The sequence below is a fragment of the Microlunatus spumicola genome, assembly GCF_039536445.1.
GTDB classification, from domain to species: domain Bacteria; phylum Actinomycetota; class Actinomycetes; order Propionibacteriales; family Propionibacteriaceae; genus Microlunatus; species Microlunatus spumicola.
On sequence record NZ_BAAAYR010000004.1, the window covers coordinates 983434 to 1006650 of the forward strand.

General features: G+C 73.5%; 23 protein-coding genes. 15 read left to right on the forward strand and 8 right to left on the reverse strand.

Translation table 11 applies throughout. The annotated features are described in order from the left end of the window. Nucleotides 1-77 precede the first annotated feature (77 nt). Together ABD665_RS17535 and ABD665_RS17540 are read right to left on the reverse strand one after the other, a co-directional pair. On the reverse strand, nucleotides 78-824 hold the full coding sequence (locus ABD665_RS17535; protein WP_204910214.1) for a GAF domain-containing protein: 747 nt from the start codon (nucleotides 822-824) through the stop codon (nucleotides 78-80). Between the two features lie 141 nt (nucleotides 825-965). Beyond that, nucleotides 966-1664: an ANTAR domain-containing protein gene (locus tag ABD665_RS17540; RefSeq protein ID WP_204910215.1), complete on the reverse strand. Its 699-nt coding sequence runs from the start codon at nucleotides 1662-1664 to the stop codon at nucleotides 966-968. A gap of 235 nt (nucleotides 1665-1899) precedes the next feature. On the opposite strand from ABD665_RS17540, the gene ABD665_RS17545 reads away from it, so the two are divergent. Both ABD665_RS17545 and ABD665_RS17550 read left to right on the forward strand, forming a co-directional pair. Further along, nucleotides 1900-3102, forward strand: a complete 1203-nt coding sequence (locus ABD665_RS17545) for an MFS transporter (RefSeq protein WP_344742567.1) — start codon at nucleotides 1900-1902, stop codon at nucleotides 3100-3102. Between the two features lie 27 nt (nucleotides 3103-3129). After that, nucleotides 3130-4236, forward strand: a complete 1107-nt coding sequence (locus tag ABD665_RS17550; RefSeq protein WP_204910216.1) for a CDP-glycerol glycerophosphotransferase family protein — start codon at nucleotides 3130-3132, stop codon at nucleotides 4234-4236. Here ABD665_RS17550 and ABD665_RS17555 read toward each other — a convergent pair. After that, complete coding sequence (locus tag ABD665_RS17555) at nucleotides 4212-5216, reverse strand: NAD(P)-dependent oxidoreductase (RefSeq protein ID WP_344742568.1); 1005 nt, start codon at nucleotides 5214-5216, stop codon at nucleotides 4212-4214. The genes ABD665_RS17550 and ABD665_RS17555 overlap by 25 nt on opposite strands. A 184-nt stretch (nucleotides 5217-5400) precedes the next feature. Then, a complete protein-coding gene (gene mgrA, locus ABD665_RS17560) occupies nucleotides 5401-6441 on the reverse strand; it encodes an L-glyceraldehyde 3-phosphate reductase (RefSeq protein ID WP_204910218.1) in 1041 nt (346 codons plus the stop codon). A 118-nt stretch (nucleotides 6442-6559) separates the two neighbouring features. Here mgrA and ABD665_RS17565 point away from each other — a divergent pair, with 118 nt between their 5' ends. The 5 genes from ABD665_RS17565 to acs all read left to right on the forward strand — a co-directional run bounded on the left by ABD665_RS17565 (nucleotide 6560) and on the right by acs (nucleotide 13044). Further along, nucleotides 6560-7885: an extracellular solute-binding protein gene (locus ABD665_RS17565; RefSeq protein WP_204910219.1), complete on the forward strand. Its 1326-nt coding sequence runs from the start codon at nucleotides 6560-6562 to the stop codon at nucleotides 7883-7885. A gap of 111 nt (nucleotides 7886-7996) precedes the next feature. Beyond that, nucleotides 7997-9034, forward strand: coding sequence for an ABC transporter permease subunit (locus tag ABD665_RS17570; RefSeq protein WP_204910220.1), 1038 nt, complete (start codon nucleotides 7997-7999; stop codon nucleotides 9032-9034). Continuing rightward, nucleotides 9031-9918 carry an ABC transporter permease subunit gene (locus ABD665_RS17575; RefSeq protein ID WP_204910221.1) on the forward strand — a complete coding sequence of 296 codons (888 nt, stop codon included), beginning with the start codon at nucleotides 9031-9033 and terminating at the stop codon, nucleotides 9916-9918. Before ABD665_RS17570 ends, ABD665_RS17575 begins: the two co-directional genes overlap by 4 nt. A gap of 67 nt (nucleotides 9919-9985) precedes the next feature. Continuing rightward, nucleotides 9986-10990 carry a substrate-binding domain-containing protein gene (locus tag ABD665_RS17580; RefSeq protein WP_204910222.1) on the forward strand — a complete coding sequence of 335 codons (1005 nt, stop codon included), beginning with the start codon at nucleotides 9986-9988 and terminating at the stop codon, nucleotides 10988-10990. 68 nt (nucleotides 10991-11058) lie between these two features. Further along, nucleotides 11059-13044 (forward strand): acetate--CoA ligase, encoded by a 1986-nt coding sequence (gene acs, locus ABD665_RS17585; protein ID WP_204910223.1) that lies wholly within the window; start codon nucleotides 11059-11061, stop codon nucleotides 13042-13044. Between the two features lie 30 nt (nucleotides 13045-13074). Here acs and ABD665_RS17590 read toward each other — a convergent pair whose 3' ends face one another. Continuing rightward, nucleotides 13075-13737, reverse strand: a complete 663-nt coding sequence (locus tag ABD665_RS17590; protein WP_204910224.1) for a methyltransferase domain-containing protein — start codon at nucleotides 13735-13737, stop codon at nucleotides 13075-13077. A gap of 111 nt (nucleotides 13738-13848) precedes the next feature. On the opposite strand from ABD665_RS17590, the gene ABD665_RS17595 reads away from it, so the two are divergent. From ABD665_RS17595 to ABD665_RS17615, 5 genes are read left to right on the forward strand one after another with little or no spacing between them, the layout of a single operon-like run. Next, nucleotides 13849-14571 carry a response regulator transcription factor gene (locus ABD665_RS17595; protein ID WP_344742569.1) on the forward strand — a complete coding sequence of 241 codons (723 nt, stop codon included), beginning with the start codon at nucleotides 13849-13851 and terminating at the stop codon, nucleotides 14569-14571. Nucleotides 14572-14573: 2 nt separating this feature from the next. Beyond that, nucleotides 14574-15734: an ATP-binding protein gene (locus ABD665_RS17600; RefSeq protein WP_204910225.1), complete on the forward strand. Its 1161-nt coding sequence runs from the start codon at nucleotides 14574-14576 to the stop codon at nucleotides 15732-15734. A 56-nt stretch (nucleotides 15735-15790) separates the two neighbouring features. Continuing rightward, nucleotides 15791-16375: a hypothetical protein gene (locus ABD665_RS17605; RefSeq protein ID WP_204910226.1), complete on the forward strand. Its 585-nt coding sequence runs from the start codon at nucleotides 15791-15793 to the stop codon at nucleotides 16373-16375. Continuing rightward, nucleotides 16372-16986: a molybdopterin-dependent oxidoreductase gene (locus ABD665_RS17610; protein WP_204910227.1), complete on the forward strand. Its 615-nt coding sequence runs from the start codon at nucleotides 16372-16374 to the stop codon at nucleotides 16984-16986. The genes ABD665_RS17605 and ABD665_RS17610 overlap by 4 nt, the downstream gene beginning before the upstream one ends. Beyond that, the gene (locus ABD665_RS17615) at nucleotides 16983-17579 is read left to right on the forward strand and encodes a hypothetical protein (RefSeq protein ID WP_204910228.1); all 597 of its coding nucleotides are present in this window, start codon (nucleotides 16983-16985) and stop codon (nucleotides 17577-17579) included. The genes ABD665_RS17610 and ABD665_RS17615 overlap by 4 nt, the downstream gene beginning before the upstream one ends. A 4-nt stretch (nucleotides 17580-17583) precedes the next feature. Here the strand turns inward: ABD665_RS17615 and ABD665_RS17620 are convergent, their stop codons facing one another. Together ABD665_RS17620 and ABD665_RS17625 are read right to left on the reverse strand one after the other, a co-directional pair. Then, nucleotides 17584-17991 (reverse strand): VOC family protein, encoded by a 408-nt coding sequence (locus tag ABD665_RS17620; protein ID WP_204910229.1) that lies wholly within the window; start codon nucleotides 17989-17991, stop codon nucleotides 17584-17586. A gap of 19 nt (nucleotides 17992-18010) precedes the next feature. Continuing rightward, entirely contained in the window at nucleotides 18011-18442 is a 432-nt protein-coding gene (locus tag ABD665_RS17625; protein WP_344742570.1) for a helix-turn-helix domain-containing protein, read from the reverse strand. A gap of 49 nt (nucleotides 18443-18491) precedes the next feature. Between ABD665_RS17625 and ABD665_RS17630 the strand changes: the two genes are divergently transcribed. From ABD665_RS17630 to ABD665_RS17640, 3 genes are all read left to right on the forward strand, one after another. Beyond that, complete coding sequence (locus tag ABD665_RS17630; protein ID WP_204910230.1) at nucleotides 18492-19703, forward strand: MFS transporter; 1212 nt, start codon at nucleotides 18492-18494, stop codon at nucleotides 19701-19703. Nucleotides 19704-19729: 26 nt separating this feature from the next. Continuing rightward, nucleotides 19730-20161 (forward strand): phage holin family protein, encoded by a 432-nt coding sequence (locus ABD665_RS17635; protein ID WP_204910231.1) that lies wholly within the window; start codon nucleotides 19730-19732, stop codon nucleotides 20159-20161. Nucleotides 20162-20269: 108 nt separating this feature from the next. After that, entirely contained in the window at nucleotides 20270-21442 is a 1173-nt protein-coding gene (locus ABD665_RS17640; protein ID WP_204910232.1) for a hypothetical protein, read from the forward strand. 13 nt (nucleotides 21443-21455) lie between these two features. Here the strand turns inward: ABD665_RS17640 and ABD665_RS17645 are convergent, their stop codons facing one another. Continuing rightward, the gene (locus ABD665_RS17645; protein ID WP_204910233.1) at nucleotides 21456-23204 is read right to left on the reverse strand and encodes an alpha,alpha-phosphotrehalase; all 1749 of its coding nucleotides are present in this window, start codon (nucleotides 23202-23204) and stop codon (nucleotides 21456-21458) included. Between the last annotated feature and the right edge of the window lie 13 nt (nucleotides 23205-23217).

Here is a 23217-nt window from a genome sequence, read left to right on the forward strand (position 1 = left end):
GAGTCAAGCACGAGCCGGCGGACGAAGGACACCCCCCTAGGGGTGGGCGACGCCTGCGGGAAGGTAAGAACTTCCCGTCAGCCGCCTGAGCGGGACCAGCTCTCGGCGTCGTCGGACGACGCTCGTCCGCCGCCCGGCAGCACCGGGAGCTCGCGGGTCTCGCCGACGTGCTCGGCCAGCCGGACGAGCGTCATCCCGGTGGCCTCCGACAGCCGTCGCAGGTGGTCCAGCGCCTGGTCCGCGCTCATCGCGAAGCGCTCCATGACGATGCCCTGGGCCCGCCCGAGCCCCGCCTGCGCGTGCACGGCCCGCGTCCGGGCGTCGAGGACGCGCGCGTCCGCCACCGCGACGGCGAGCTGGTCGCCGAGCGCGCGGGCGAGCTCCTGCCGCTCGTCGTCCCAGGCCTCGACCCGGTCGGCGTAGAGGTTCAGGGAGCCGACGGCGTCCCGGGTGCTGTCGAAGAGCACGGACATCATGGCCCGGACCCCCAGCCCGTCGGCCGCACGCGGGCCCCAGGACCGCCAGCGAGGGTCGACCCGCAGGTCCTGGCTGACCACGGTGGCCCGGGTCCGGACGCTGTCCAGGCAGGGACCCTCGCTCAGGTCGTACTGCCAGGCGTCACCGCGGCGCACGACCTCGTCCGACGCGGCCACCGTCTCGACGTAGTGGGGCGTGAGGACCGTGACGCTGGCGTGGTCGCACCCGGGGACCATCCGGACGGCGAGCTCGACGCCCCGGCGCAGCCGACCGGTCTCGGTGGAGGACTCGTGCAGCAGGCGGGCGAACCGCGCCGTCGCCCGGGTCGGTGCGAGCGGTGGGACCATCGGCAGCAGCTCCCCACGAGGGCCGGGCGGACCGGCGTCGTCGCCTCGGGCCGCTGCTTGACCCCAACGACCCCACTATGACACGTCCCGCGAAATCGGTCGGGCACCAACAATTATCGGGCGACCAGCTCCCGCCGCGGCTCACGCCTCCGGTGGGACCGCGAGCCGCCCGGTGGAGACGAGCTCCTGCGCCACGTCCCGGAGCCGGCGGTCCGTGGACCGGCTGGCCTGCGCCAGCACGCGGAACGCGCCGTCGCCGTCGATCCGGAAGCGTTCCATGAGCACGCCCTCGGCCTGCCCGATCAGGTCCCGGCTGGCGACGGCGAGCGGGAGGTCGCCGCGCTCGTGCGCCCCGACCAGGGCCTGCGCCGCGTGGCGGGCGAAGGCGAGGCCGACCTCCTCCGACTCCTCGCCGAAGCCGCCGGCCCGCCGGTTGTAGAGGTTCAGCGCCGCCACGGAGTCGCCCTGCACGTAGAGCTGGAAGGAGAGCATGCTGCCGGCACCGGCGTCGTACGCGCGTCGCGCGAACTCCGGCCAGCGCCGCTCGTCGCGCACGTCGGGGACGCGGACGGTCTGCTCGTCGTAGGCGGCGTCGAGCACCGGGCCCTCGCCGGTCTGCGTCTGGATCGCGTCGACGCGGCCCGGCAGCTCGCCCGTCCGGTGCGGCGAGGTGACCAGGCGCCGGGCCACCACGAGGCTGATCGAGGCCTCCTCGGCGCCGGGCACGAGGTCCACGGCGGCGGCCACGATCTCGTCCAGCACCGCGCCCGGGTCCGGCTCCGCCTCGAGGCTCCCGGCGAGCCGGGCGAGCCGCTCGTCCAGCTCCGCACCCTCCGGCATCGTCCGCTCCCCCTCGTCCCCGTTCCGCCTGCCCCACGACTGTAACGAGACCGTCGAGGGCGGCAGCCCGTGTCCGGGACCGGTCCCACGGCGGGAGCGTGCGTCAAGGGTCCGCCGGACGGGTACACCTTGCTCGGGTGTTCGTCGAGGTACCTCGACCAGGACCCAGGCCCGGCGGGTTCAACAGCGCAGCTCGTCGGGCCGCCCACCCCTGCGCAGGTGGCAAAGTTCTCGCGTGCAGCACTCCCCCTCCGCCACCCTCCTCCGGACGCAGGGCGGGGTGCGGGCCACGTACGCGGCCTTCATCGCCACCGGGTTCGCCTTCGCGAGCTGGGCGTCGGAGATCCCCCAGGTGCGCGACCGGCTGTCGCTCTCGTCGGCCGAGCTGGGTCTGGTGCTGCTGGCGATCGCCGCGGGCTCGGTCATCTCGCTGCCCCTCGCGGGTCCCGTGGTCGCCCGGATCGGCTCGCTGCGCACCGTGCAGCTGATGGCGCTGGTCGACGCCGTCGCGCTCGTGGTCGTCGGGCTGGGCTACCTCGGCGGGGTCGTCCCGGTCGTCGTCGGCCTGTTCCTCTTCGGCTTCGGCCAGGGGGCCTGGGACGTCGCGATGAACGTCCAGGGCGCGGTCGTCGAACGACGCGTCGGCCGGGCGATCATGCCGCGCTTCCACGCGGGCTTCAGCGTCGGCACGGTCGGCGGCGCGCTCAGCGGGGCCGCCCTGGTCGGGCTGGGCGTCGGCGTCACGGTCCACCTCGTCGTCGTCGGCGTGGTGGTCGCCGCGGTCGTCCCGTTCGCGGTGCGCGGCTTCGTCCCCGACGCGGAGGAGCGGGCACCCGAGGACGGCCCGGCGCCGGAGCGCCGCAGCGCCCTGGCCGCCTGGCGGGAGCCGCGGACCCTGCTCGTTGGGCTGTTCGTGCTCGCCTTCGCCTTCGCCGAGGGCACCGGCAACGACTGGACGAGCGTGGCCCTGATCGACGGCTACGGCACGTCGCGCGTCGTCGGCATCCTCGGCTTCGCCACGTTCCTCGCGGCGATGACGGCGGGGCGCTGGTTCGGACCCGAGCTGCTCGACCGCTACGGCCGCGTCGTCGTGTGCCGGGTCATGGCCGCCGCGAGCGTCGCCGGGCTCCTGCTCTTCGTCTTCGGGGGCCACCCCGCGCTCGCCTTCGCGGGGGCGGTGCTGTGGGGCGCGGGGCTCTCGCTCGGCTTCCCCGTCGGGATGAGCGCCGGTGCGGACGACCCGGCGCACGCCGCCTCCCGGGTCAGCGTCATCGCCTCGGTCGGCTACCTCGCGTTCCTGGGCGGACCGCCGCTGATCGGCTTCCTCGGCGAGCACGTCGGGGTGCTCCGGGCCCTGACCGCCGTGGCCGTGCTGCTGGCCATGGCGGTGGCCATCGCGGGCAGCGTGCGGCCGCTGGAGACCGACGACCCGCGCTGATCTTGGGCGGTCCTGCACACTTCATCGGTGCGGATCCTCTACAACGCGTTCAACGGGCGCTACGCCGACAGCCCCCGCGCCCTGCACCGCGGGCTGCTCGCCCGCGGGGTCGAGGCGGAGCACCTCTGGCTGAAGGACGAACGCTTCGTCGGCGGCTTCCCGGCCGACGTCGCGACCGTGCCGATCGGCACCCCGGCGGCCGTCGCGGCCCTCGAGTCGGCCGACGTCCTGATCAGCAACACCCACATCCAGCTCGACCGCTGGAGCAAGCCCGACGGCGCCTTCTACCTGCAGACCTGGCACGGGACGCCGCTCAAGCAGATCCACCGCGCCGCGGCGAGCATCCCGGCCGAGGAGATGATGCGCGAGCTCGACGAGGACATCGCGCGCTGGGACGCCCTGGTGAGCCAGAGCCCGGCGGCCACGCGGCTGCTGCGCGACGCGTTCGGCTACGGCGGACCGGTCCTCGAGACCGGCTACCCGCGCAACGACGTCCTCGCGGCGGTGGACGCGCAGGAGCGCCGCGACGCGCTGCGCGACGAGCTGGGGATCGCGCCGGACGTCACGGCCGTCCTCTACGCGCCCACCTACCGGGACGACACGGTCGACGACCCCGACGCCCCGGACGGGCTGGACCTGGAGCTGCTGGTCAGCCGGCTGGGCCCCGGTTGCACGGTCCTGCTCCGCCAGCACTACTACCTCTACCGCCGCCCGGTGCGGACGGGCGTGGCGGGGCTGGTCGACGTCTCCGACAACCCGGACATCGCCGACCTCTACCTGGCCGCCGACGCGATGGTCACCGACTACTCGTCGGCGATGTTCGACTTCGCCGTCACGGGCAAGCCGCTGCTGCTCTACCCCTACGACCTCTCGCACTACCGCGACCGGCTGCGGGGCTTCACCTTCGACCTCGACACCGAGGGCCCGGGTGCCCTGGTCCCGGACCCGGAGGCGCTCGCGCAGCGGCTGCTCGCCCTGCCGTCCACCACGGCCGACGACGCGGAGCGCTACGCCGCCTTCCGCCGCCGGTGGTGCGAGCTCGACGACGGCCACGCGACCGACCGGGTGCTGGACGAGCTGATCACCCGGCTCCGGCCGCGGTCGGGCGCTCAGCCGGCGGGACGGTTCCGGTAGCGGCCGACCAGCTCGGGCGCGGCCTGCTGCATCCGCACCGGAGCCAGGCCGCGCGCCAGCAGCCGCAGGTCGTCGAGCACCATGTCGCCGATCTCGCGGAACGCCGCCGGGATGCCGCCCGCGCGGTGGGCAGACAGGACGACGCCCTCCAGCGACCGGAACGGTGAGTCGGCCGGCACGGGTTCGGTGGGCCACACGTCGCTCGCGGCCAGGAAGCGCCCGGCCCCGACCCGCTCGGCCAGAGCGTCGTAGTCGGTGACCGCGGCCCGGCTGACCAGCACGAGCCGGGCGCCCTCGGGCAGCAGGTCGAGCTCGCGCGGGCCGAGCAGGTGCTGGCTGTCGGCGGTCACGGTGGCGAGCACGAAGACGAACGTGCTGCGGCTCAGCACCTCGTCGAGGCTCGCGGGCAGGACGTCCGCCTCGCGCAGCACCGCGTCGGGGAGCCAGGGGTCGTACGCCCGCAGCGTCGGCGCGAAGGGGGCCAGCAGCGGGCGCAGGGCCCGGCCGAGGTTCCCGTAGCCGACGAGGCCGACGTCCGCGTGGCGCAGCAGCACCGCGTCGGCGTTGCCCTCGCCCAGGTAACGCTCGCGCCCCTCCCGGAACGCCCGGTCCTCACGGCTGATCCCGCGGGCCAGGTCGAGCGCGAGCCCGAGCGCGTGCTCCGCGACGGCCTGCGCGTACGCGGGCCCGCAGCCGAGCACGCGGATGCTCCGGGTGAAGCAGGTCGGGTAGTCGACGTTGGGGTAGAAGTTCCCCTCGACGTTGAGCACGGCACGCAGGTGCGGCGCCAGCGCGAGCCGCTCGCTCGGCAGGTCCGGCTGGCCGACGACCGCCCACGCCCCGCCCAGCGCCTCGTCGAGGCCCGCGTCGCCCTCCGGCTCGACGACCTCGAACTCCTCCCGGAGCGCCGCGAGCGCCTCCGGCCGGAAGATCCGCTCGACGGGCTGCGGCTGCGGGACGAGGACGACGACGGGTTTCACCGGGACATCATCCCGAGGACGCACCGAGGCCCCGCAGAAGGGCTCCACCCCAACGCCCCCCGAGCCTGTCGAAGGGCCTCGGAGAGGTCGGCACCAAGCGCGTTCGTCGCACGTGAGGCCGACCCGTTCCGGGCCCTTCGACAGGCTCAGGGGGCGTACGTGAGCTCAGGGGGCGTACGCGAGCTCAGGCGCCGGTGGCGTCCCGGGCGTCGGCCCAGAGGTCGACGCCGGACTCGACGGCGAGGTCGTCGATCTGGGCGAGCTCGTCGTCGCTGAACCCCAGGTTCTTCGTCGCGGCGACGTTGTCCTCGAGCTGGGCGACGCTGCTCGCGCCGATCAGGGTGCTCGTGACGCGGGCGTCGCGCAGGACCCAGGCCAGCGCCATCTGCGCGAGGGTCTGGCCGCGGCCCTGGGCGAGGTCGTTGAGCTTGCGGACGCGCTCGATGACCTCGGGCGTGATGGTCTCCTGCTCCAGGGACTTGCCCTGCGCCGCACGCGAGTCGGCGGGGATGCCGTTCAGGTAGCGGTTGGTCAGCAGGCCCTGGGCGAGCGCGGTGAAGGCGATGCAGCCGACGCCGGCCTCGTCGAGGACGTCGAGCAGCCCGCCCTCGATCCACCGGTTGAACATCGAGTACGAGGGCTGGTGGATCAGCATCGGCGTGCCGAGGTCGTTCAGGATCTCGACGGCGGCGAGCGTGTGCTCCGGGGAGTAGGACGACACCCCGACGTAGAGCGCCTTGCCCGCGCGGACGGCCGCGTCGAGCGCGCCCATCGTCTCCTCGAGGGGCGTGTCGGGGTCCGGACGGTGGTGGTAGAAGACGTCGACGTAGTCGACGTTCAGCCGGCGCAGCGACTGGTCGAGGCTCGCCGTCAGGTACTTGCGGGAGCCGAGGTTCCCGTACGGGCCGGGCCACATGTCCCAGCCGGCCTTGGACGAGATGACGAGCTCGTCGCGGTAGGGCTTGAAGTCCTCGGTGAGGATCCGGCCGGCGTTGGTCTCGGCCGAGCCGTACGGCGGGCCGTAGTTGTTCGCCAGGTCGAAGTGCGTCACGCCGAGGTCGAACGCGCGGCGCATGATCGCGCGCTGGGTCTCGATCGGCTTGTCGTCGCCGAAGTTGTGCCAGAAGCCGAGGGAGACGGCCGGCAGGTGCAGACCGCTCACCCCGCACCGGCGGTAGGGCTGGACGTCGTAGCGGTTCTCGTCCGCTGAGTAGGGCGTAGTCACAGGCGCACGTTAGCCACCTCCGCCCGCACCCGACCCTTGACACCTCCCCCGCGCTACCTCTACGGTCCTGGGAACGTTCCCATGGGAACGGTCCCACGACAGCTCACGAAGGAGTGGCATGACCAGGAACCACCGCCTCGCGGCACTCGCCGCCGGGGTTACCACGCTCGCGCTCGCCCTCGCCGGCTGCGGCGGCGGCTCGGGCAGCGCCCCGGCCGACGGCTCGCCCGAGAAGGTCGAGCTCACGGTCACGACCTTCGGGACGATGGGCTTCGACAAGCTCTACGCCCAGTACGAGGCGGCGCACCCCGGCGTCACGATCAAGGCCACGAACATCGACACGGGCGACAACGCGCTCGTCGACTGGAAGACCAAGCAGGCCGCCGGCAGCGGGCTGCCCGACGTCCAGGCCGTCGAGGAGGGCTGGCTCGGCCAGGTCATGAAGGTCTCGACCTCCTTCACCGACCTCCGCGAGCAGGGCGCCGACGCCATCAAGGACCGCTGGGTGCCGTGGAAGCTGGCGCAGGGGACGGACCCGACGGGCCGGATCATCGGCTACGGGACCGACATCGGCCCCGAGGGCCTCTGCTACAACCGCGACCTGTTCAAGGCCGCCGGGCTGCCGACCGACCGCAAGGACGTCGCGACGCTCTTCGGGGGCGACCAGTCCACCTGGGCCGACTACTTCACGGTCGGCCAGCAGTACAAGGAGAAGACCGGCAAGGCCTTCTACGACCAGAGCGGCTTCGTCTGGAACGCCATGGTCAACCAGCAGCCGCAGGGCTACTACACGCCCGACGACAAGCTGAACATCGAGGGCAACGCCACCCTGCAGGGCCTCTGGACCCAGCTCGGCACGGCGGCCGCGCAGGGCCTCTCGGCCAACCAGACCCAGTGGGACTGGGGCAAGGGCAAGGCCTTCGTCGACGGCAGCTTCGCCACCTTCGTCTGCCCGGGCTGGATGCTCGGCGTGGTCAAGGGCCAGGTCGCCTCGGGCGGCGGCGACGCCAAGACCGGCTGGGACTTCGCCGACGTGTTCCCCGGCGGCGCGGCGAACTGGGGCGGGTCGTTCCTGACCGTGCCCAAGACGAGCAAGCACCCGAAGGAGGCCGCCGCGCTGGCGGACTGGATGACGCAGCCCGCCCAGCAGGCCGCGGCCTTCGGTGCGGCCGGCGTGTTCCCGAGCGGCGTGGCCGCGCAGAGCGACCCGGGCGTCACGGGCTCGAGCGAGCTGAGCACGTTCTTCAACGACGCCCCGCTCGGCACCATCCTGGCCCGTCGGGCCGAGGGCGTCGTCGCCCAGCACAAGGGTCCGCAGGACTCGGTGATCCAGTCGCAGGTCTTCGGCCCGGCGATCAAGTCGATCGACAAGGGCGTGCCGGCCGACCAGGCCTGGAACGACGCGATCGGCCTGCTCAAGCAGGTCGTGCCCGCCACCAGCTGAGCACGCGGAACCCGCTCAGCCCGCGGGGCCCGGGCCGTCGCCTTCGGGGGACGGCGGCCCGGGCACCCCGCACCCGTCGACCCGCACCCGCCGCCCGTCCAGGAGCACCGCATGACCGCCGCCACCACGCTGCCGCCCGGCCAGGCCGGCAGGACCGTCCGACCCGAGCGACCCCGGCTGACGCCGCGCCAGCGCCTCAGCCGCGCCGACGTCCGCTGGTCGCCCTACCTCTACGTCTCGCCCTTCTTCGTCCTGTTCGCCCTCGTCGGGCTCTTCCCGCTGGGCTACACCTTCGTCGTGTCGCTCAACCACTGGGACCTGCTGAGCGGCCCGGGCGAGTGGGTCGGGCTCAAGAACTTCACCGACGAGCTCGCCGACCCGCTCTTCTGGAACTCGATGCTCAACACCCTGAGCATCTTCGTGCTGTCCGCGGTGCCGCAGGTGACCATCGCGCTGGTCCTCGCCGCCCTGCTCGACGCGAACCTGCGCGGCAAGACCTTCTGGCGGATGAGCGTGCTGCTGCCGTACGTCGTCACCCCCGTCGCGGTGGCGCTGATCTTCTCCAGCCTGTTCGGCGAGACGTACGGGCTGATCAACAACATGCTGGGCGCCGTCGGGATCGACCCCGTGCAGTGGAAGCAGAGCCGCCTCGCCAGCCACCTGGCGATCGCCACGATGATCAACTGGCGCTGGACGGGCTACAACGCGCTGATCCTGCTCGCGGCGATGCAGGCGGTCCCCCGGGACCTGTACGAGTCGGCCGCGCTCGACGGCGCCTCGGCGGTCCGCCGCTTCTTCTCGATCACCATCCCGAGCATCCGGCCGACGATCATCTTCGTGGTGATCACCGCCACGATCGGCGGCCTGCAGGTCTTCACCGAGCCCAAGCTGTTCGACGCGACCAGCGCGACGCCGGGCGGCGCGTTCCGGCAGTACCAGACCACCGTGCTCTACCTGTGGGACCTCGCCTTCAACCGCGGCGACTTCGGCAAGGCCGCGGCCGTCGCCTGGCTGCTGTTCATCGTCGTGGTCGCCATCGGCCTGATCAACTTCGCGATCTCCCGCAGGATCGCCTCGGGCGACGCGCCGAAGAAGCCGAAGGGCCGGACCAAGACCGCCAAGAACCTCGTCGAAGGAGACGTCCGATGACCGCCGTGATCGCGCCCGTCGTGGCCGCACCCGCCACCGCGACGAACGCCCGTCGCCGCGCCCGGGCCAGCGGCCGGCGCCCCGGCTTCCTCACGTACGGCCTGCTGCTGGCCTGGTTCCTGGGCACCGCGTACCCGCTGTGGTGGTCCTTCGTCGTGGGCTCGAACGGCCCGGCGACGCTGAGCTCGACGTGGCCGCCGCTGCTGCCCGGCGGGCAGTTCTGGACGAACGCCGCCCAGGTCTTCGACACCGTCGAGTTCTGGCGCGCGATGCTCAACAGCCTGCTCGTCTCCGGGATCATCACCGTCTCGGTGCTGACCTTCTCCGCGCTCGCCGGCTTCGCCTTCGCTAAGCTGCGCTTCCGCGGCCAGGGCGGGCTGATGGTGTTCGTCGTCGCGACCCTCGCCGTGCCGACGCAGCTCGGGATCATCCCGCTGTTCCTGCTGATGCGGACGTTCGGGTGGACCGGGCACCTCGGCGCCGTCGTGGTGCCGACGCTGGTGACGGCGTTCGGGGTGTTCTTCATGCGGCAGTACCTGGTCAGCGTCGTCCCCGACGAGCTGGTCGAGGCCGCGCGGATGGACGGGGCGTCGACGTTCGGCACCTTCCTGCACGTCGGGCTGCCGGCGGCCCGCCCGGCGCTGGCCGTGCTCGGGCTGTTCACCTTCATGACCGCCTGGACCGACTACCTGTGGCCGCTGCTCGTCGTCCCGCAGAACCCGACGCTGCAGGTCGCGCTCAGCCAGCTGCAGTCCGCCCGCTACGTCGACTACCCCGTCGTGCTGACCGGGGCGGTGCTGGCCACGCTGCCGCTGCTCGTCCTCTTCGTCGCCGCGGGCAAGCAGCTGATCTCCGGGATCATGACCGGCGCGGTGAAGGGGTGACCACGACGTGTCGCGCGCGACCGGCCCACCGCTCTAGCATGAGAACCGTGAGAGCGACGCCGCCGACGTGACCACCACGGCCATCCCGACGCTGAAGATGGTGGCCGCGGCGGCCGGGGTGTCGAAGTCCACGGTGTCGCGGGTGATCAACGACTCCCCCAGCGTCACCCCCGAGGCCGTCGCCGCGGTGTCGGCGGCGATCGAGCAGCTCGGCTACACCCCGAACCGCGCCGCGCGCACGCTGGTGAGCCGGCGTACGCACACCCTCGCCCTGGTCGTCCCCGAGAACACGGCCACGTTCTTCACCGACCCCTACTTCGCCTCGGTGATCCAGGGTGCGGCCACCCGGGTGTCGCAGACCGACTACACCCTCGCCCTGCTGATCGCGGCGGGTTCGGAGGACAAGGTCCGCCGCTACCTGCGGGCCGGGAGCGTGGACGGCGCGCTGGTGCTCTCGCACCACACCGACGACCGCTCGTACTCGCACCTCGCGGGCACCCTGCCGCTCGTGTTCGGGGGACGCCCGATGAGCGCCGAGGGCGACCTGCCGTGCTTCGTCGACGTCGACAACGCCGCCGCCGCCGCGGCCGTCACCCGCCGGCTGCTGGAGGCGGGCCGCACCCGCATCGCCCACATCGCCGGGCCCTCGGACATGGGGGCCGGCGTCGACCGGCTCCGCGGCTGGCGCGAGGCCCTCGCCGAGGCCGGGCTGGCGGACGACCTCGTGGAGCGGGGCGACTTCACCCCGGCCAGCGGCGCCGCGGCCGCCCGCCGGCTGCTCGAGCGCGGCGAACCCTTCGACGGCCTGTTCGTGGCCAGCTCGCAGATGGCCTCGGGCGCGCTGACGGTGCTGCGCGAGCGCGGGATCGAGGTGCCGCGCGACCTCGGCCTGGTCGCGGTGGACGACGACTACTTCGCCCAGACCTCGGTGCCGCCGCTGACCACCGTGCGGCAGCCGACGCTGGAGCTCGGCCGCACGATGGCCGACGTCCTGATCGACCTGGTGCAGGGCCTTCCGGCCGAGCGCGTGACGATCCTGCCGACCGAGGTGGTGTCGCGCGGCTCGGAGTGAGGCCACGCGCGCCGGACGGTCTGTATAGGGTCGGGACACCCTGACCCACTGCCTGCTGAGGAGCACCCGTGAGCGACGACGCCCGGTCCGCGAACCACGACGGCGAGGCCCTCGAGTCCCTCTCCGCCGACGAGCGACGCTTCCCGCCGCCCCCGGCGCTGGCCGAGCACGCCAACGTCACCGAGGCCACCTTCACGGCCGCGGCGGCCGACGACCTGGCCTTCTGGGCCGAGCAGGCGGGCCGGCTGTCGTGGGCGACGCCCCCGACCGAGACGCTCGACTGGAGCGGCGCGCCGTTCGCGACGTGGTTCGCCGACGGCACGCTGAACGCCGCGTACAACTGCCTGGACCGGCACGTCGAGGCCGGTCACGGCGACCGGGTCGCGTTCCACTTCGAGGGCGAGCCCGGCGACACGCGCACGATCACGTACGCCGAGCTGACCGCGTCGGTCTGCCAGGCCGCGAACGCCCTGACCGAGCTGGGCGTCAAGGCCGGCGACCGCGTCGCGATCTACCTGCCGATGGTTCCCGAGGCGGCCGTCGCGATGCTGGCCTGCGCCCGCCTCGGCGCACCGCACACCGTGGTGTTCGGGGGGTTCTCCTCCGACGCCCTCGCCACCCGGATCCTCGACTGCGGCGTGGAGCACGTCATCACCGCCGACGGCGGCTGGCGCAAGGGGAAGTCGTCCGCGCTCAAGCCGGCGGTCGACGAGGCCCTGGAGCGCTGCCCCGACGTGAAGAACGTCCTCGTCGTGCGCCGGACCGGCCAGGAGACGGCCATGGTCGAGGGCCGCGACGTGTGGTGGCACGACCTCGTCGAGAGCCAGCCGACGGAGCACGCGTACGAGACCTTCCCGGCCGAGCACCCGCTCTACATCATGTACACCTCCGGCAGCACGGGTAAGCCGAAGGGCATCCTGCACACGACCGGCGGCTACCTCGTGGGCGTCGCGTACACGCACTGGGCGACGTTCGACCTCAAGGCCGATACCGACGTCTTCTGGACCGCCGCCGACATCGGCTGGGTGACCGGGCACTCCTACCTGGTCTACGGCCCGCTCGCGAACGGCGCCACGAGCGTCATGTACGAGGGCACCCCCGACAGCCCGCACCAGGGCCGGTGGTGGGAGATCATCGACAAGTACGGCGTGACGATCCTCTACTGCGCACCGACGGCCATCCGGACGTTCATGAAGTGGGGCGCGGACATCCCCGCGCGCTACGACCTGTCGACGCTGCGGATCCTCGGCTCGGTCGGTGAGCCGATCAACCCCGAGGCGTACGTCTGGTACCGGAAGCACATCGGCCACGACCGGACCCCGGTGGTCGACACGTGGTGGCAGACCGAGACCGGGATGCACATGATCTCGCCCATGCCGGGCGTCGCCGACGGCAAGCCGGGCGCAGCCATGCGGGCCGTGCCGGGCGTGAGCGTCGCGGTCGTCAACGACGAGGGCGTGCCCGTCTCCGACGACGCCGCGGGCTACCTGGTGGTCGACAAGCCGTGGCCGGCGATGCTCCGGGGCATCTGGGGCGACGAGCAGCGCTACGTCGACACCTACTGGTCGCGCTTCCCCGGCGTCTACTTCGCCGGTGACGGCGCCAAGCTCGACGCCGACGGCGACATCTGGCTGCTCGGCCGGGTCGACGACGTCATGAACGTGTCCGGGCACCGGATGTCGACCGCGGAGATCGAGTCGGCGCTCGTGTCGCACCCCAAGGTCGCCGAGGCGGCCGTGGTCGGCGCGACCGACGACACGACCGGCCAGGCCATCGTCGCGTTCGTCATCCTCCGCAGCGAGGCCGGCGACGGCGGTCCGGACGTGGTGGCCGAGCTGCGCACGCACGTGGCGAAGGAGATCGGCCCGATCGCCCGCCCGCGCCAGATCATGGTCGTGCAGGAGCTGCCCAAGACCCGTTCGGGCAAGATCATGCGCCGCCTGCTCCGTGACGTCGCGGAGAACCGCGAGCTCGGCGACGTCACGACCCTCACCGACTCGACGGTGATGGACCTGATCAAGGGCAACCTGTCCACGACCTCGTCGGAGGACTGAGCGTCTGCGGGGGTCGGTCGACGGCCGGCCTCAGGCGCCGCGGACGAGCTCCACGAAGCAGCGGCCCTCGTCCGTCCACGGACGGACGAGGGCGAGGCCCGCACGCGTCGCGTGCCTCGTCAGCGCCGTCCGGCCGACGTGCGCCCAGGGGAACGGTTCGCTGCTCCCGCCGTCGTCGGACCGCAGGACCCCGGTGAAGGCGTGGTCGACGTCAGGGTCCGCGTCCACCTCGACGAGGACGGTGCCGCCCGGGGCCGACAGCGCCCGGCAGCGGTCGAGCAGCCGGCCGGGCGACCCGCCGATGCCGATGTTGCCGTCGAGCAGCAGCACCGTGCCGAAGCCGGGCCCGGCCGGCAGCGGTTCGAACACCGACCGGCGCAGCACCGGGAGCCCGGCCGCGTGCGCCAGCCGGACGGCCGTCCGGGACACGTCGACGCCGAGCGCGGGCAGCCCCGTCCGGAGGGCCGCCGCGACCATCCGCCCCGGGCCGCAGCCGACGTCGAGCACCGGGCCGCGCGCCCGCGCCAGGACCCGGAGGTCGACCGGGTCGGCCGGACCGGTGAACCGTGCGACGGGCACCCGGACCGGCCGCGCCGACGGGCGGACGTCGCTGAGCGTCAGGACCGCGGTCCCGTCGACGAGCGCCCGGGCGTACGTCTCCTGCCCGCCGGCGCCGAACGTGGGGACGAGCACGACCCGACGCTAGGGCGGTCCTCGCCCGCGGGAGGCCGGGAACCCTTACAGACCGCGTACGTCCGGTCGCGACGGGGGCCGCGGTCCGGCACCGGGCCCTACGCTGAGGCCGTGGCCGGTGCGAGCGCGCGACCGGGAGCGACCCACCCGGACCTGGCGGACCGTCGGGTCCTCGTGGTGGAGGACGACGCGACCGTCCGCGAGGTCGTGACCACCTACCTCCGGGCGGCCGGGCTCTGCGTGGACGAGGCCGGTGACGGGCTGCTCGCCCTGCGCATGGTGGAGGCCGCCGCTCCCGACCTCGTCGTCCTCGACCGGTTGCTGCCGGGGATCGACGGGCTCGAGGTCGCCCGGCGGATGCACCGCCTCGCCGAGGTGCCGATCATCATGCTGACCGCGCTCGGCTCGACCGAGGACCGGATCGCCGGGCTCGAGGCCGGCGTCGACGACTACGTCGCCAAGCCCTTCTCGGCCCGCGAGCTCGTTCTGCGGGTGCAGAGCGTCCTGCGTCGGAGCCTCGCGGAGTTCGCCCCGGAGGTCGCGTTCGACCTCGGGGAGTTCCGGCTCGACCCCAACCGGCGGACCGTGTGGCAGCGCGGCACGCCGCTGCGCCTGTCCAGCCGCGAGTACGAGCTGCTCGCCTTCCTGCTCAAGCACCCCGACCAGGTGTTCACCCGCGAGCAGCTGCTGCGGTCGGTGTGGCGCTGGGAGTTCGGTGACCTGTCCACCGTCACGGTGCACGTCCGCCGGGTGCGGGAGAAGATCGAGCACGACGTCGCCCGGCCCGCGATCCTGACGACCGTCTGGGGCGTCGGCTACCAGCTGAGCGCCTGACCGTGCTCCTGCCCCTCCCCGACGTCGCCCTGGTCGTCGCCCTGACGGCCGCGGTCGCGCTCGCCGCCACCGGGCTCGGGCTGCTCGTCCTCCGGCTCGGTCGCGGCTGGAGCCTCGCCGGCCAGCTCCACGTGGTCGTGCTCGCCCTCGTCGCCTCGGTCGTCGGGGGCACCGTCGTGGTGGCGCGAGCGATGTTCCTCTCCGCCCACGACCTCGCGGTGACGCTCTGGGTCGCCGGGGTCTCCGGGCTGGTCGCGCTCCTCGCGGCCGGCCTCCTCGGCCGCAGCTTCATGCGCGCGGCGCACCGCCTCCTCGCCTCGGCCCGGGCCGTCGGCAGCGGCGCGACGGTCACCGTCGAGGCCTCTCGGACCAGCGAGCTGGACGCGCTCGCCCGGGAGCTCGCCGCCACCAGCGAGCGGCTCGCCCAGGCCCGCACCGAGGTCCAGCGCGTCGAGACGTCGCGCCGCGAGCTGGTCGCCTGGGTGTCGCACGACCTGCGGACGCCGCTGGCCAGCGTCCGGGCGATGGCCGAGGCGCTCGAGGACGGCCTCGTCGACGACCCCGACCGCTACCACCGCGGCATCCGCACGCAGGTCGACCGTCTCTCCGGCCTCGTGGACGACCTCTTCGAGCTGTCCCGGCTCCAGGCCGGCCAGCTCCCGCTGCAGCTGGGACCCACGTCCGTGTACGACCTGATCAGCGACGTCGTCGCCGACGTGGCCCCGCGGGCCGACGAACGCGGCGTCTCCGTCGTCGTGCGGGGCGACCTCGACCGGACCCTGGTGGTGGACCACCGCCAGCTCACGCGTGCCCTCGAGAACCTGCTGTCCAACGCGCTCCGCTTCTCCCCCCGGGGCTCGGAGGTCGGGCTGAGCGTCCGTGACCGGCCGACGACGACCGAGATCGCCGTCACCGACCAGGGCCCGGGGATCGCCGCCGACGACCTGGCCCGGGTGTTCGAGGCCGGGTGGCGCGCCGACGCGGCGCGTAGCGCGGCCGGCCCCGACCAGCAGGGCGGGGATCCCGGGGGCGCCGGTCTGGGCCTCGCCATCGTGCGGAGCATCGTCGAGGCGCACGGAGGCAGCGTCACCGCGCACGGCACCACGAGCGGCACCCGCTTCGTCCTCGCCCTCCCCGAGCCGGGCCCCGGGATCGCGCCGTAAGCAGCCGGTAAGCATTTCCGGACCCGCGGCGCGCGTCCGCAGGATGTGATGGAGCCATGTCCCTGCTGACCGACCTCCTCGGTGCCGCCGGCGCCCGTCAGGCGTCCTCGCTGCAGGCCCGGCTCGCGACACCCGCCCGTACGGTCCGGGTCACGGTCGTCCTCGGTCGGCTCCTCGCGGTCGGGTTCTCCGTCTGCTTCCTCACCGGCCTCTACAGCCACTTCCTGCAGAACCCGCTGCCCTGGATGAGGTTCCCGACCTGGCCCACGAACCTCTACCGCATCACCCAGGGGCTGCACGTCGCGACCGGCACCGCGTGCCTCCCGCTGCTGCTCGCGAAGCTCTGGACCGTCTACCCGCGGCTGTTCGCGTTCCCGCCCTTCCGGACCGTCCTGGAGCTGGCCGAACGGCTCTCGATCGCCGTGCTGGTGGCCGGCTCGGTGCTCCAGCTGGTCATGGGCCTGCTGAACACCTACCAGTGGTACCCGTGGCGCCACTTCGCCTTCCGTGACGTGCACTACGCGCTGGCCTGGGTGGTGATCGGCTCGATCGCCCTGCACGTCGCGGTCCAGCTGCCCAAGATCATCCGCTGGTCGGGACGGGGCAGCGACCGCGCGGACGCCGTGGAGGTGGACCGGTGAGCGGGCGCGAGACCCTCCGCAGCCGGCGCGCCTTCCTGGCCACGGTCGCCGCGGCGACCGGGACGCTCGGGGTGCTCACCGTCGGCCAGAGCGTCGGCTGGCTCCGGGGGACCAACCTCTTCGCCCCCCGCGTCCCCGCCGACGGTCCGCAGGGGCTGGCCGTGAACCGGACGGCCGCGGCGGCCGGGGTCGAGGACCTCGCCAACGACCCGTCGTGGCGGCTGACCGTCGTCGGGCCGGCCGCCACGCTCTCCCTCGGGCGCGACCAGCTGCTCGCGATGGCCCAGACCGTCTCGGTCCTCCCCATCACCTGCGTCGAGGGGTGGAGCGCCAGCGCGCGGTGGGACGGGGTACGGATCCGCGACCTGATGGACCGCGTGGGCGCGCCGACGGACGCCAGGGTGCGCGTCACCAGCCTCGAGCCCCAGGGGGTCTACCGCGTGACCGAGCTGCCGGGCGAGTTCGTCCGGCACCCGACGACCCTGGTCGCGCTCGGGCTCGACGGGGAGGCGCTGGACCTCGACCACGGGTACCCCGCCCGGCTGATCGCGCCGAACCGGCCCGGCGTGCTGCAGACCAAGTGGCTCACGCGCCTGGAGGTGCTGGCGTGAGGCCGCTGCGCACGCTCGGCACCGTGCTCGGGCTCGCCGTCGCCGTCGGCGTCCTCGCCGGCCGTGCCGCGCTGACCCCCGTGGCGCGGCGCGCGGTCGTCCGCGCGCAGCAGGACCTGCCCGCTCCCGAGCCAGCGATCCCGGCCTCGGCGAGCGTCGGGGTGCGCCGGGCGAGGCTCGCGCTCGGGGCCGCCGGGCTCGCCGTGCTGCTGCTCGGCGGCTGGAAGGTGCTGCACGCCGTGCAGCCGCCGAGCTACGTCTGGCTCGCGGTCTGGCTGCTCGGCGCCATCCTGCTCAACGACCTCGTGATCGCCCCCGTCGTCATCGCGCTGCGCGGGCTGACCCACCACGCGCTCCGTGGGCTGCCCGACGCGGCGCTCGCGTGGCTCAAGGGCGGTTTCGTCGTCGGCGGCGTGCTGGTCCTGGTCGTCGTCCCCGAGATCTGGGCCCAGCACCTCGGCACCGCCAACCCGACCGTCCTCCCCGGCGACTACGCCGGCCGGCTCCTGGTCGTCCTCGCGGTCGTCGCGGGCCTCACCCTCGCCGCCGTCGCGGTGGCGACCGCACGGGCGCGGAGGCCGCGGCGGACGTGACCGGTCACCCCGGCAGCTGGGCGATGCGGACGTGGTTGCCGAACGGGTCACGGAACCCGAAGTCGGTCCCGTAGCCCCGGTCGACCGGCTCCTCCGGCAGGTCGACGCCCTTGGCCTTGAGGTCGTCCCACGTCTTCCGCACGTCGTCGGTGTTGAAGAACAGCGTGCCGGCGCTCGCGCCCTTGGTCACGAGGTCGCGCACCTGCTCCGCGGTGGCCCCGTCCATGGCGGGCGGCCCGGGACGTTCGAGGAGGATCTCCCGCCCCTCGCCGGGGACGCGCACGGTCAGCCAGCGCATGAAGCCGAGGTCGGCGTCCGTGCCGACCTCCAGCCCGAGCGTCCCGACGTAGAAGTCGAGGGCCTGGTCCTGGTCGAGGACGTAGAGGGACGTGATGGTCAACGAGGTCAGCATGCGTGGACGCTAACGCCGCTCAGCCGCCGGCCGCTTCTCCGAAACTGCTCTCTTCGCCGAGGCCGCTCGGCCGCAGCCACCTCATCGCGAAGCAGCCCGGCACCGCGGGCAGCGGGCCGCGGGCGCGGTAGGCCGTCGGCGTCTCCCCCACCACCGAGACGAACGTCCGCACGAAGGTGCCCAGGCTCGAGAACCCGACCGCCCAGCAGACGTCGGTCACGCTCGTGGTCGTCGAGCGCAGCAGGTGCATCGCCCGCTCGACCCGCCGGCGCTGCAGGTAGCGGTGCGGCGTCTCGCCGAACGTCGCCCGGAACGTCCGGATGAAGTGGCTCGGGGAGCAGCAGCTCAGCCGGGCCAGCGCGGCGATGTCGAGCTCGCGGTCGTAGCCGGCGTCCATCGCGTCGCGGGCGCGGAGCATCAGGCGGTTGCGCTCCTCGCTCGCCCGGCTCACGCGGTCATTCTCGTTCGCCGCGGGCCGTCGCGCAGGGCAGGCTGCACGGGTGAGCAGAGCACCGCACGTCGTCCGGCACCTCGCGGTCGCCCAGGCCTTCGCCGTCGCCGGGTCGAGCGTGGACCTGACGCTCACCGGCATCGTCGGCACGACGATCGCGCCGCGGCCCGCCCTCGCCACGCTGCCCTTCAGCCTGCTGTTCGTGGCGGCCGGCCTGACGACCTTCCTGGCCTCGCGCGCGATCGGCCGCTTCGGGCACCGGGTCACGTTCGTGGCGGCGGGCCTGCTGGCGGCGGCCGGCGGGACCGTCTCGGCGCTGGCCATCGCTCACGCGTCGTTCGCGCTGTTCTGCGTGGGGACCGCGCTGGTCGGCGCCTCGAACGCGGGCGTCGGCTACTACCGCTACCTCGCCGCCGACACCAACCCGGACGCCCGGGCGAGGGCCGTCAGCACCGTCCTGGCCGGCGGGCTGGTCGCCGCGCTCGCGGGCCCGTTCGTGGCCACCGGCGTCCGGGACCTGACGCCGACCCCGTACGTCGCGTCCTACCTGCTCGTCGCCGCGCTCGGCCTCGGCTCCGCGCTCTGGAACACCCGCCTCCGCATCCCCACCCCGGTGCACGACGACGCCCCGGGGACGGCCGTGAGGGAGCCTGCGCGCCCGTACGGCGTCCTCTGGCGCCAGCCCGTCCTGCTGCTCGGCACCGCGTCCGCGGTGGCCGCCGCGCTGACCATGCTCGCCCTGATGACCGCCGGCCCGATCCTCGGGCTCTCGGCCGGGCGCACGCCCGCGGAGGCCGCGCTGGCCATCCAGCTGCACCTCGTCGGGATGTTCGCGCCCGGCTTCCTCGTGCCGCGGGTCATCGGTCGCCTGGGCGAGCGCCGCGTGGCCGCGCTGGGCTGCGCCGTCATCCTCCTGGCCGGGCTGGCCGCCGCCGGCGGCGCGGCCCTCCCGCTCTACCTGACCGCGATGTTTGCGGTCGGGGTCGGCTGGAACCTGGCCTACTCCGGCGGCAGCGCCATGATCGCCTCCTCCTACCGCCCCGCGGAGCGCGGTCGCGTGCAGCCCGTCGCCGAGGTGCTGGGCATCGCCGCCCAGGTCGGCGGGTCGTTCGCGGCGGCCGGCTTCACCACCGAGGCCAGCTGGCGGGCGCTCGGCTGGGCGACCGCCGTCGTCGCCGTGGTCGTCGGCGGGCTCCTGCTCGCGGGCTCCGGCGGCGCGCGGCGGCGGGCTGATCCGCACCCACGGCTGATCAACCACTAGGCTCCGGGGCGAGGAAGGGAGGCGACATGGCGGAGCAACCTGTCGGCGAGATCATCCGCGCCATCAGCGATGACGTGAAGGAGCTGGTGCGCGACGAGGTCCAGCTGGCGAAGGCCGAGCTCGTACCCGCGGCGAAGGCCGGCGGGATCGGTGCGGGGCTGCTCGCGGGGGCCGCGTTCTTCGGCGTCTCGGCCGTCTTCATCCTCTACTTCTGCGTCGTGTACGTGCTCGTCCGGCTCGGGCTGCCCGAGTGGGCCTCGTTCCTGATCGTGGGCGCCGCGCTGCTGGTGCTCGCGGCCGTCCTCGGCGCCGTCGGCTACACGATGATCAAGAAGGTCAAGGCCCCGCAGCGCGCGATCAAGCAGGCCAAGGAGACCGTGGACGCGGTCAAGGCCTCGGCCCAGCAGACGCTGGCCACGATCAAGGGCTCCGACGTCAAGAAGGCCATCAACCGCTAGCCCGCCGCCCGCGTGTGTGGCGAGGGTCTCGCCACGCACGCTGGCGGGGTCCGGTCCCGCCGTCCGACAATTCTTCCGACCGCCGTACGCCCCGGCCCTCGGAGACCGATGACTGCGACCGCCTTCTTCCCCCGCCGCTACGCGGGCGTCTCGAGGCCGCTGCTGCTGGCCGTCGTCGTCGTCACGGTGCTCGCCAACGCGGTCGCGCTGGCGGCCGACCTGTCGCGCGGCACGTTCCTCAACGTCTACAACGCCACGCAGTACTACCTGACCTGGCAGGACGGCTTCTTCCGTCGCGGCTTCCCCGGCACGGTGCTGCACCTGCTGATGGGGCGCGACCCGACGCTCGCCGAGCTCTCGGTCGTCACCGCCGTCGCCACCGTGCTCGGCCTGGCGGCGATGCTCGCCCTGGTGGTCGTGGCCGCCCGGCTGCCGGCCTTCTCCGGCGCGGAGGGCGTCGCCCTGACCGTGCTGGTCGCCTCGCCGCTGACCTTCTCGATGGTCCTGCACAACCGCAGCCGGCTCGACCCGGTCGTGGTGCTGCTCGTCGTCGCCCTGGCGCTCCTCCCGGAGCGGGTCCTGTCCTCCCGCTGGCTGTCCGCGGTCCTGGCCGCCGGCCTGGCCGCGGCCGCGGTCGGGAGCCTCGAGTTCGCCGTCGGGTTCGTCGTCGCGCTGCTGATCGCCCGGGCCCTCCGCCAGCCGCCCGGGGCGGGCCGGGTCGTCCGCTTCGCGTTGGAGCTGGCACCGGGCCTCGCGATCGCCCTGGCGAGCCTGCTGCTGCGGCCGAGCCCGGCGACCATCGACCGGGTCGCGGCGCGCTTCGGCCAGGTCGGCGTGACCGCGCCGCGCGAGAACTCGGTCTCGGTCCTCACGAACACGGTGCCCCAGGCGCTCGACCTGAACCGCGACCACCTGCTGCTCACCCGGGTGCTGTGGTTCGCGGTGTTCGCCGCGTGCTTCGCCGTGACGGTCGTCCTGCTGCGCCGGCTCGGGCGGACCGGCGCGTTCGACACCCGTACGGCCCTGGCGTGCCTCGTCTGCTGCGCGGCGACCGCCGGCCTGGTGTCGATCGTCGGCTTCGACTACGGCCGCTGGTTCTCGCTCGCCCTGGTGGGTCTGATGGGCAGCCTCGTCGTCGGGCAGAGGCGGCCCACCACGTCCGTGCGGGTGCTCGGCCGGAGCGGGCGGGCCTACCCGCGCCCGACCGAGCTGCTGCTCCTCGTGGTGCTGCTGGTCTCGCTCGTCGGCCAGCAGTTCCCGGTCTACCCCGCCTGGGGGTGACCGGGCCTCCGGGTCAGCCCAGCAGGAAGATCCGCGACTCCCACGGCTCGAGGTCGGCCCCGCGGCGGTCGCCGTGCGTGGCCAGCAGGAGCTCGGCCGCGGCGACGTCGGGGACGGAGCCCGCCGGGACGGTGGCCGGGCGCGACGAGCAGTTCGCCACCAGCAGCAGCGTCCTGCCCTCCCACGTCCGGGTGAGCGCCCAGATCTGCGGGTCGTCGCCGAGCAGCAGCGCGAAGCGCCCCTCGGCGACCACCGGCAGCTCGTGCCGCAAGGCGATCAGCCGGCGGGTGTGGTGGAACACCGAGGCGGGGTCGGCGAGCTCGGCCTTCGCGTTCACGAGGACGTAGTTCGGGTTGACCGACAGCCACGGGATGCCCTCGGTGAAGCCGGCCTGGTGGGTGTCGTCCCACTGCATCGGCGTCCGGGCGTTGTCGCGGCTGTGGGACGCGAGCCCGGCCAGCACGGCCTCGGGGTCCTCGCCGAGGCCGACCGCCTCGGCGTGGTAGTTCAGGGCCTCGACGTCGCGGTAGTCCGCGATGCCGGCGAACGTCGTGTTCGTCATCCCGAGCTCCTCGCCCTGGTAGACGTAGGGCGTCCCGCGGTGCATGTGCAGCACGGACGCGAGCGTCTTGGCCGAGGCCGCGCGGAACTCCGGGGAGTCGTCGCCGAAGCGGGACACCGCCCGGGGCTGGTCGTGGTTGTCCCAGTAGAGCGAGTTCCAGCCGACGTCGGCCAGCCCGACCTGCCACTCCTCGAGGTTGCGCTTGAGCGCGACGAGGTCGAGCGGCACGTGCGCGAACTTCGACCCCTCCGGGTCGCGGTCCAGGTTCACGTGCTCGAAGGTGAAGACCATGTTGAGGCCGTGGCTCGCGCGGTCGGTGATCGTGCGGGCCAGCTCGACGGTCGAGCCGGGCATCTCGCCCACCGTCAGCAGGTGGTGCTCGTCGAGCCCGACGGCGGCGTTCATCTCGGCCAGGAACTCGGCGAGGCGCGGCCCGTTGGCGACGGCCGCGAAACCCTCCCCGTACGGCTGCCCCGCGCGCGGCGGCACGTCCTCGAGCTCGGAGGGCTTGGAGATCAGGTTGATCACGTCCATGCGGAAGCCGTCGACACCGCGGTCGACCCACCAGCGCATCATCGCGTAGACGGCCTCACGGACCTCCGGGTTCTCCCAGTTGAGGTCCGGCTGCTTGCGGGTGAAGAGGTGCAGGTAGTAGGCGCCCGCCTCCTCGTCCCAGTGCCAGGCCGGCCCGGAGAAGGCCGAGGCCCAGTTCGTCGGCTCGGCGCCGGGGGTGCCGGGCTCGTGGCCGTCGCGGGCCGGTCGCCACCAGTACCAGTCGCGCTTGGCCGAGCCGGGCTTGCGCGACTCGACGAACCACGGGTGCTCGTCGGAGGTGTGGTTGACCACGAGGTCCATCAGGATCTTGATGCCGCGGGCGTGAGCCTGCGCGAGCAGCTCGTCCATGTCGGCGAGCGTGCCGAACAGCGGGTCGATGTCCTGGTAGTCCGCGATGTCGTAGCCGTTGTCGTCCATCGGCGAGGTGTAGACGGGCGACAGCCAGATGACGTCGACGCCGAGCTCGGCGAGGTGGTCCAGGTGGGCGATGATCCCGGGGATGTCACCGGTGCCGTCGCCGTTGCTGTCGGCGAAGGAGCGCGGGTAGATCTGGTAGACGACGGCGTTGCGCCACCAGCCCTCGGAGCGGGGCACGGGGGTCGTGGAGGGCGTCGTCGCGGGGCTGGTGGTCGTCGGAACCGTCACCCGTCCACCCTGC

Bases quoted from the DNA above. Each gene is read 5' to 3' on its own strand.
- ABD665_RS17535 (WP_204910214.1), bottom strand. From the start codon at position 824: ATGGTCCCACCGCTCGCACCGACCCGGGCGACGGCGCGGTTCGCCCGC.
- ABD665_RS17540 (WP_204910215.1), bottom strand. From the start codon at position 1,664: ATGCCGGAGGGTGCGGAGCTGGACGAGCGGCTCGCCCGGCTCGCCGGG.
- ABD665_RS17565 (WP_204910219.1), top strand. From the start codon at position 6,560: ATGACCAGGAACCACCGCCTCGCGGCACTCGCCGCCGGGGTTACCACG.
- ABD665_RS17570 (WP_204910220.1), top strand. From the start codon at position 7,997: ATGACCGCCGCCACCACGCTGCCGCCCGGCCAGGCCGGCAGGACCGTC.
- ABD665_RS17575 (WP_204910221.1), top strand. From the start codon at position 9,031: ATGACCGCCGTGATCGCGCCCGTCGTGGCCGCACCCGCCACCGCGACG.
- ABD665_RS17605 (WP_204910226.1), top strand. From the start codon at position 15,791: ATGTCCCTGCTGACCGACCTCCTCGGTGCCGCCGGCGCCCGTCAGGCG.
- ABD665_RS17620 (WP_204910229.1), bottom strand. From the start codon at position 17,991: ATGCTGACCTCGTTGACCATCACGTCCCTCTACGTCCTCGACCAGGAC.
- ABD665_RS17635 (WP_204910231.1), top strand. From the start codon at position 19,730: ATGGCGGAGCAACCTGTCGGCGAGATCATCCGCGCCATCAGCGATGAC.
- ABD665_RS17640 (WP_204910232.1), top strand. From the start codon at position 20,270: ATGACTGCGACCGCCTTCTTCCCCCGCCGCTACGCGGGCGTCTCGAGG.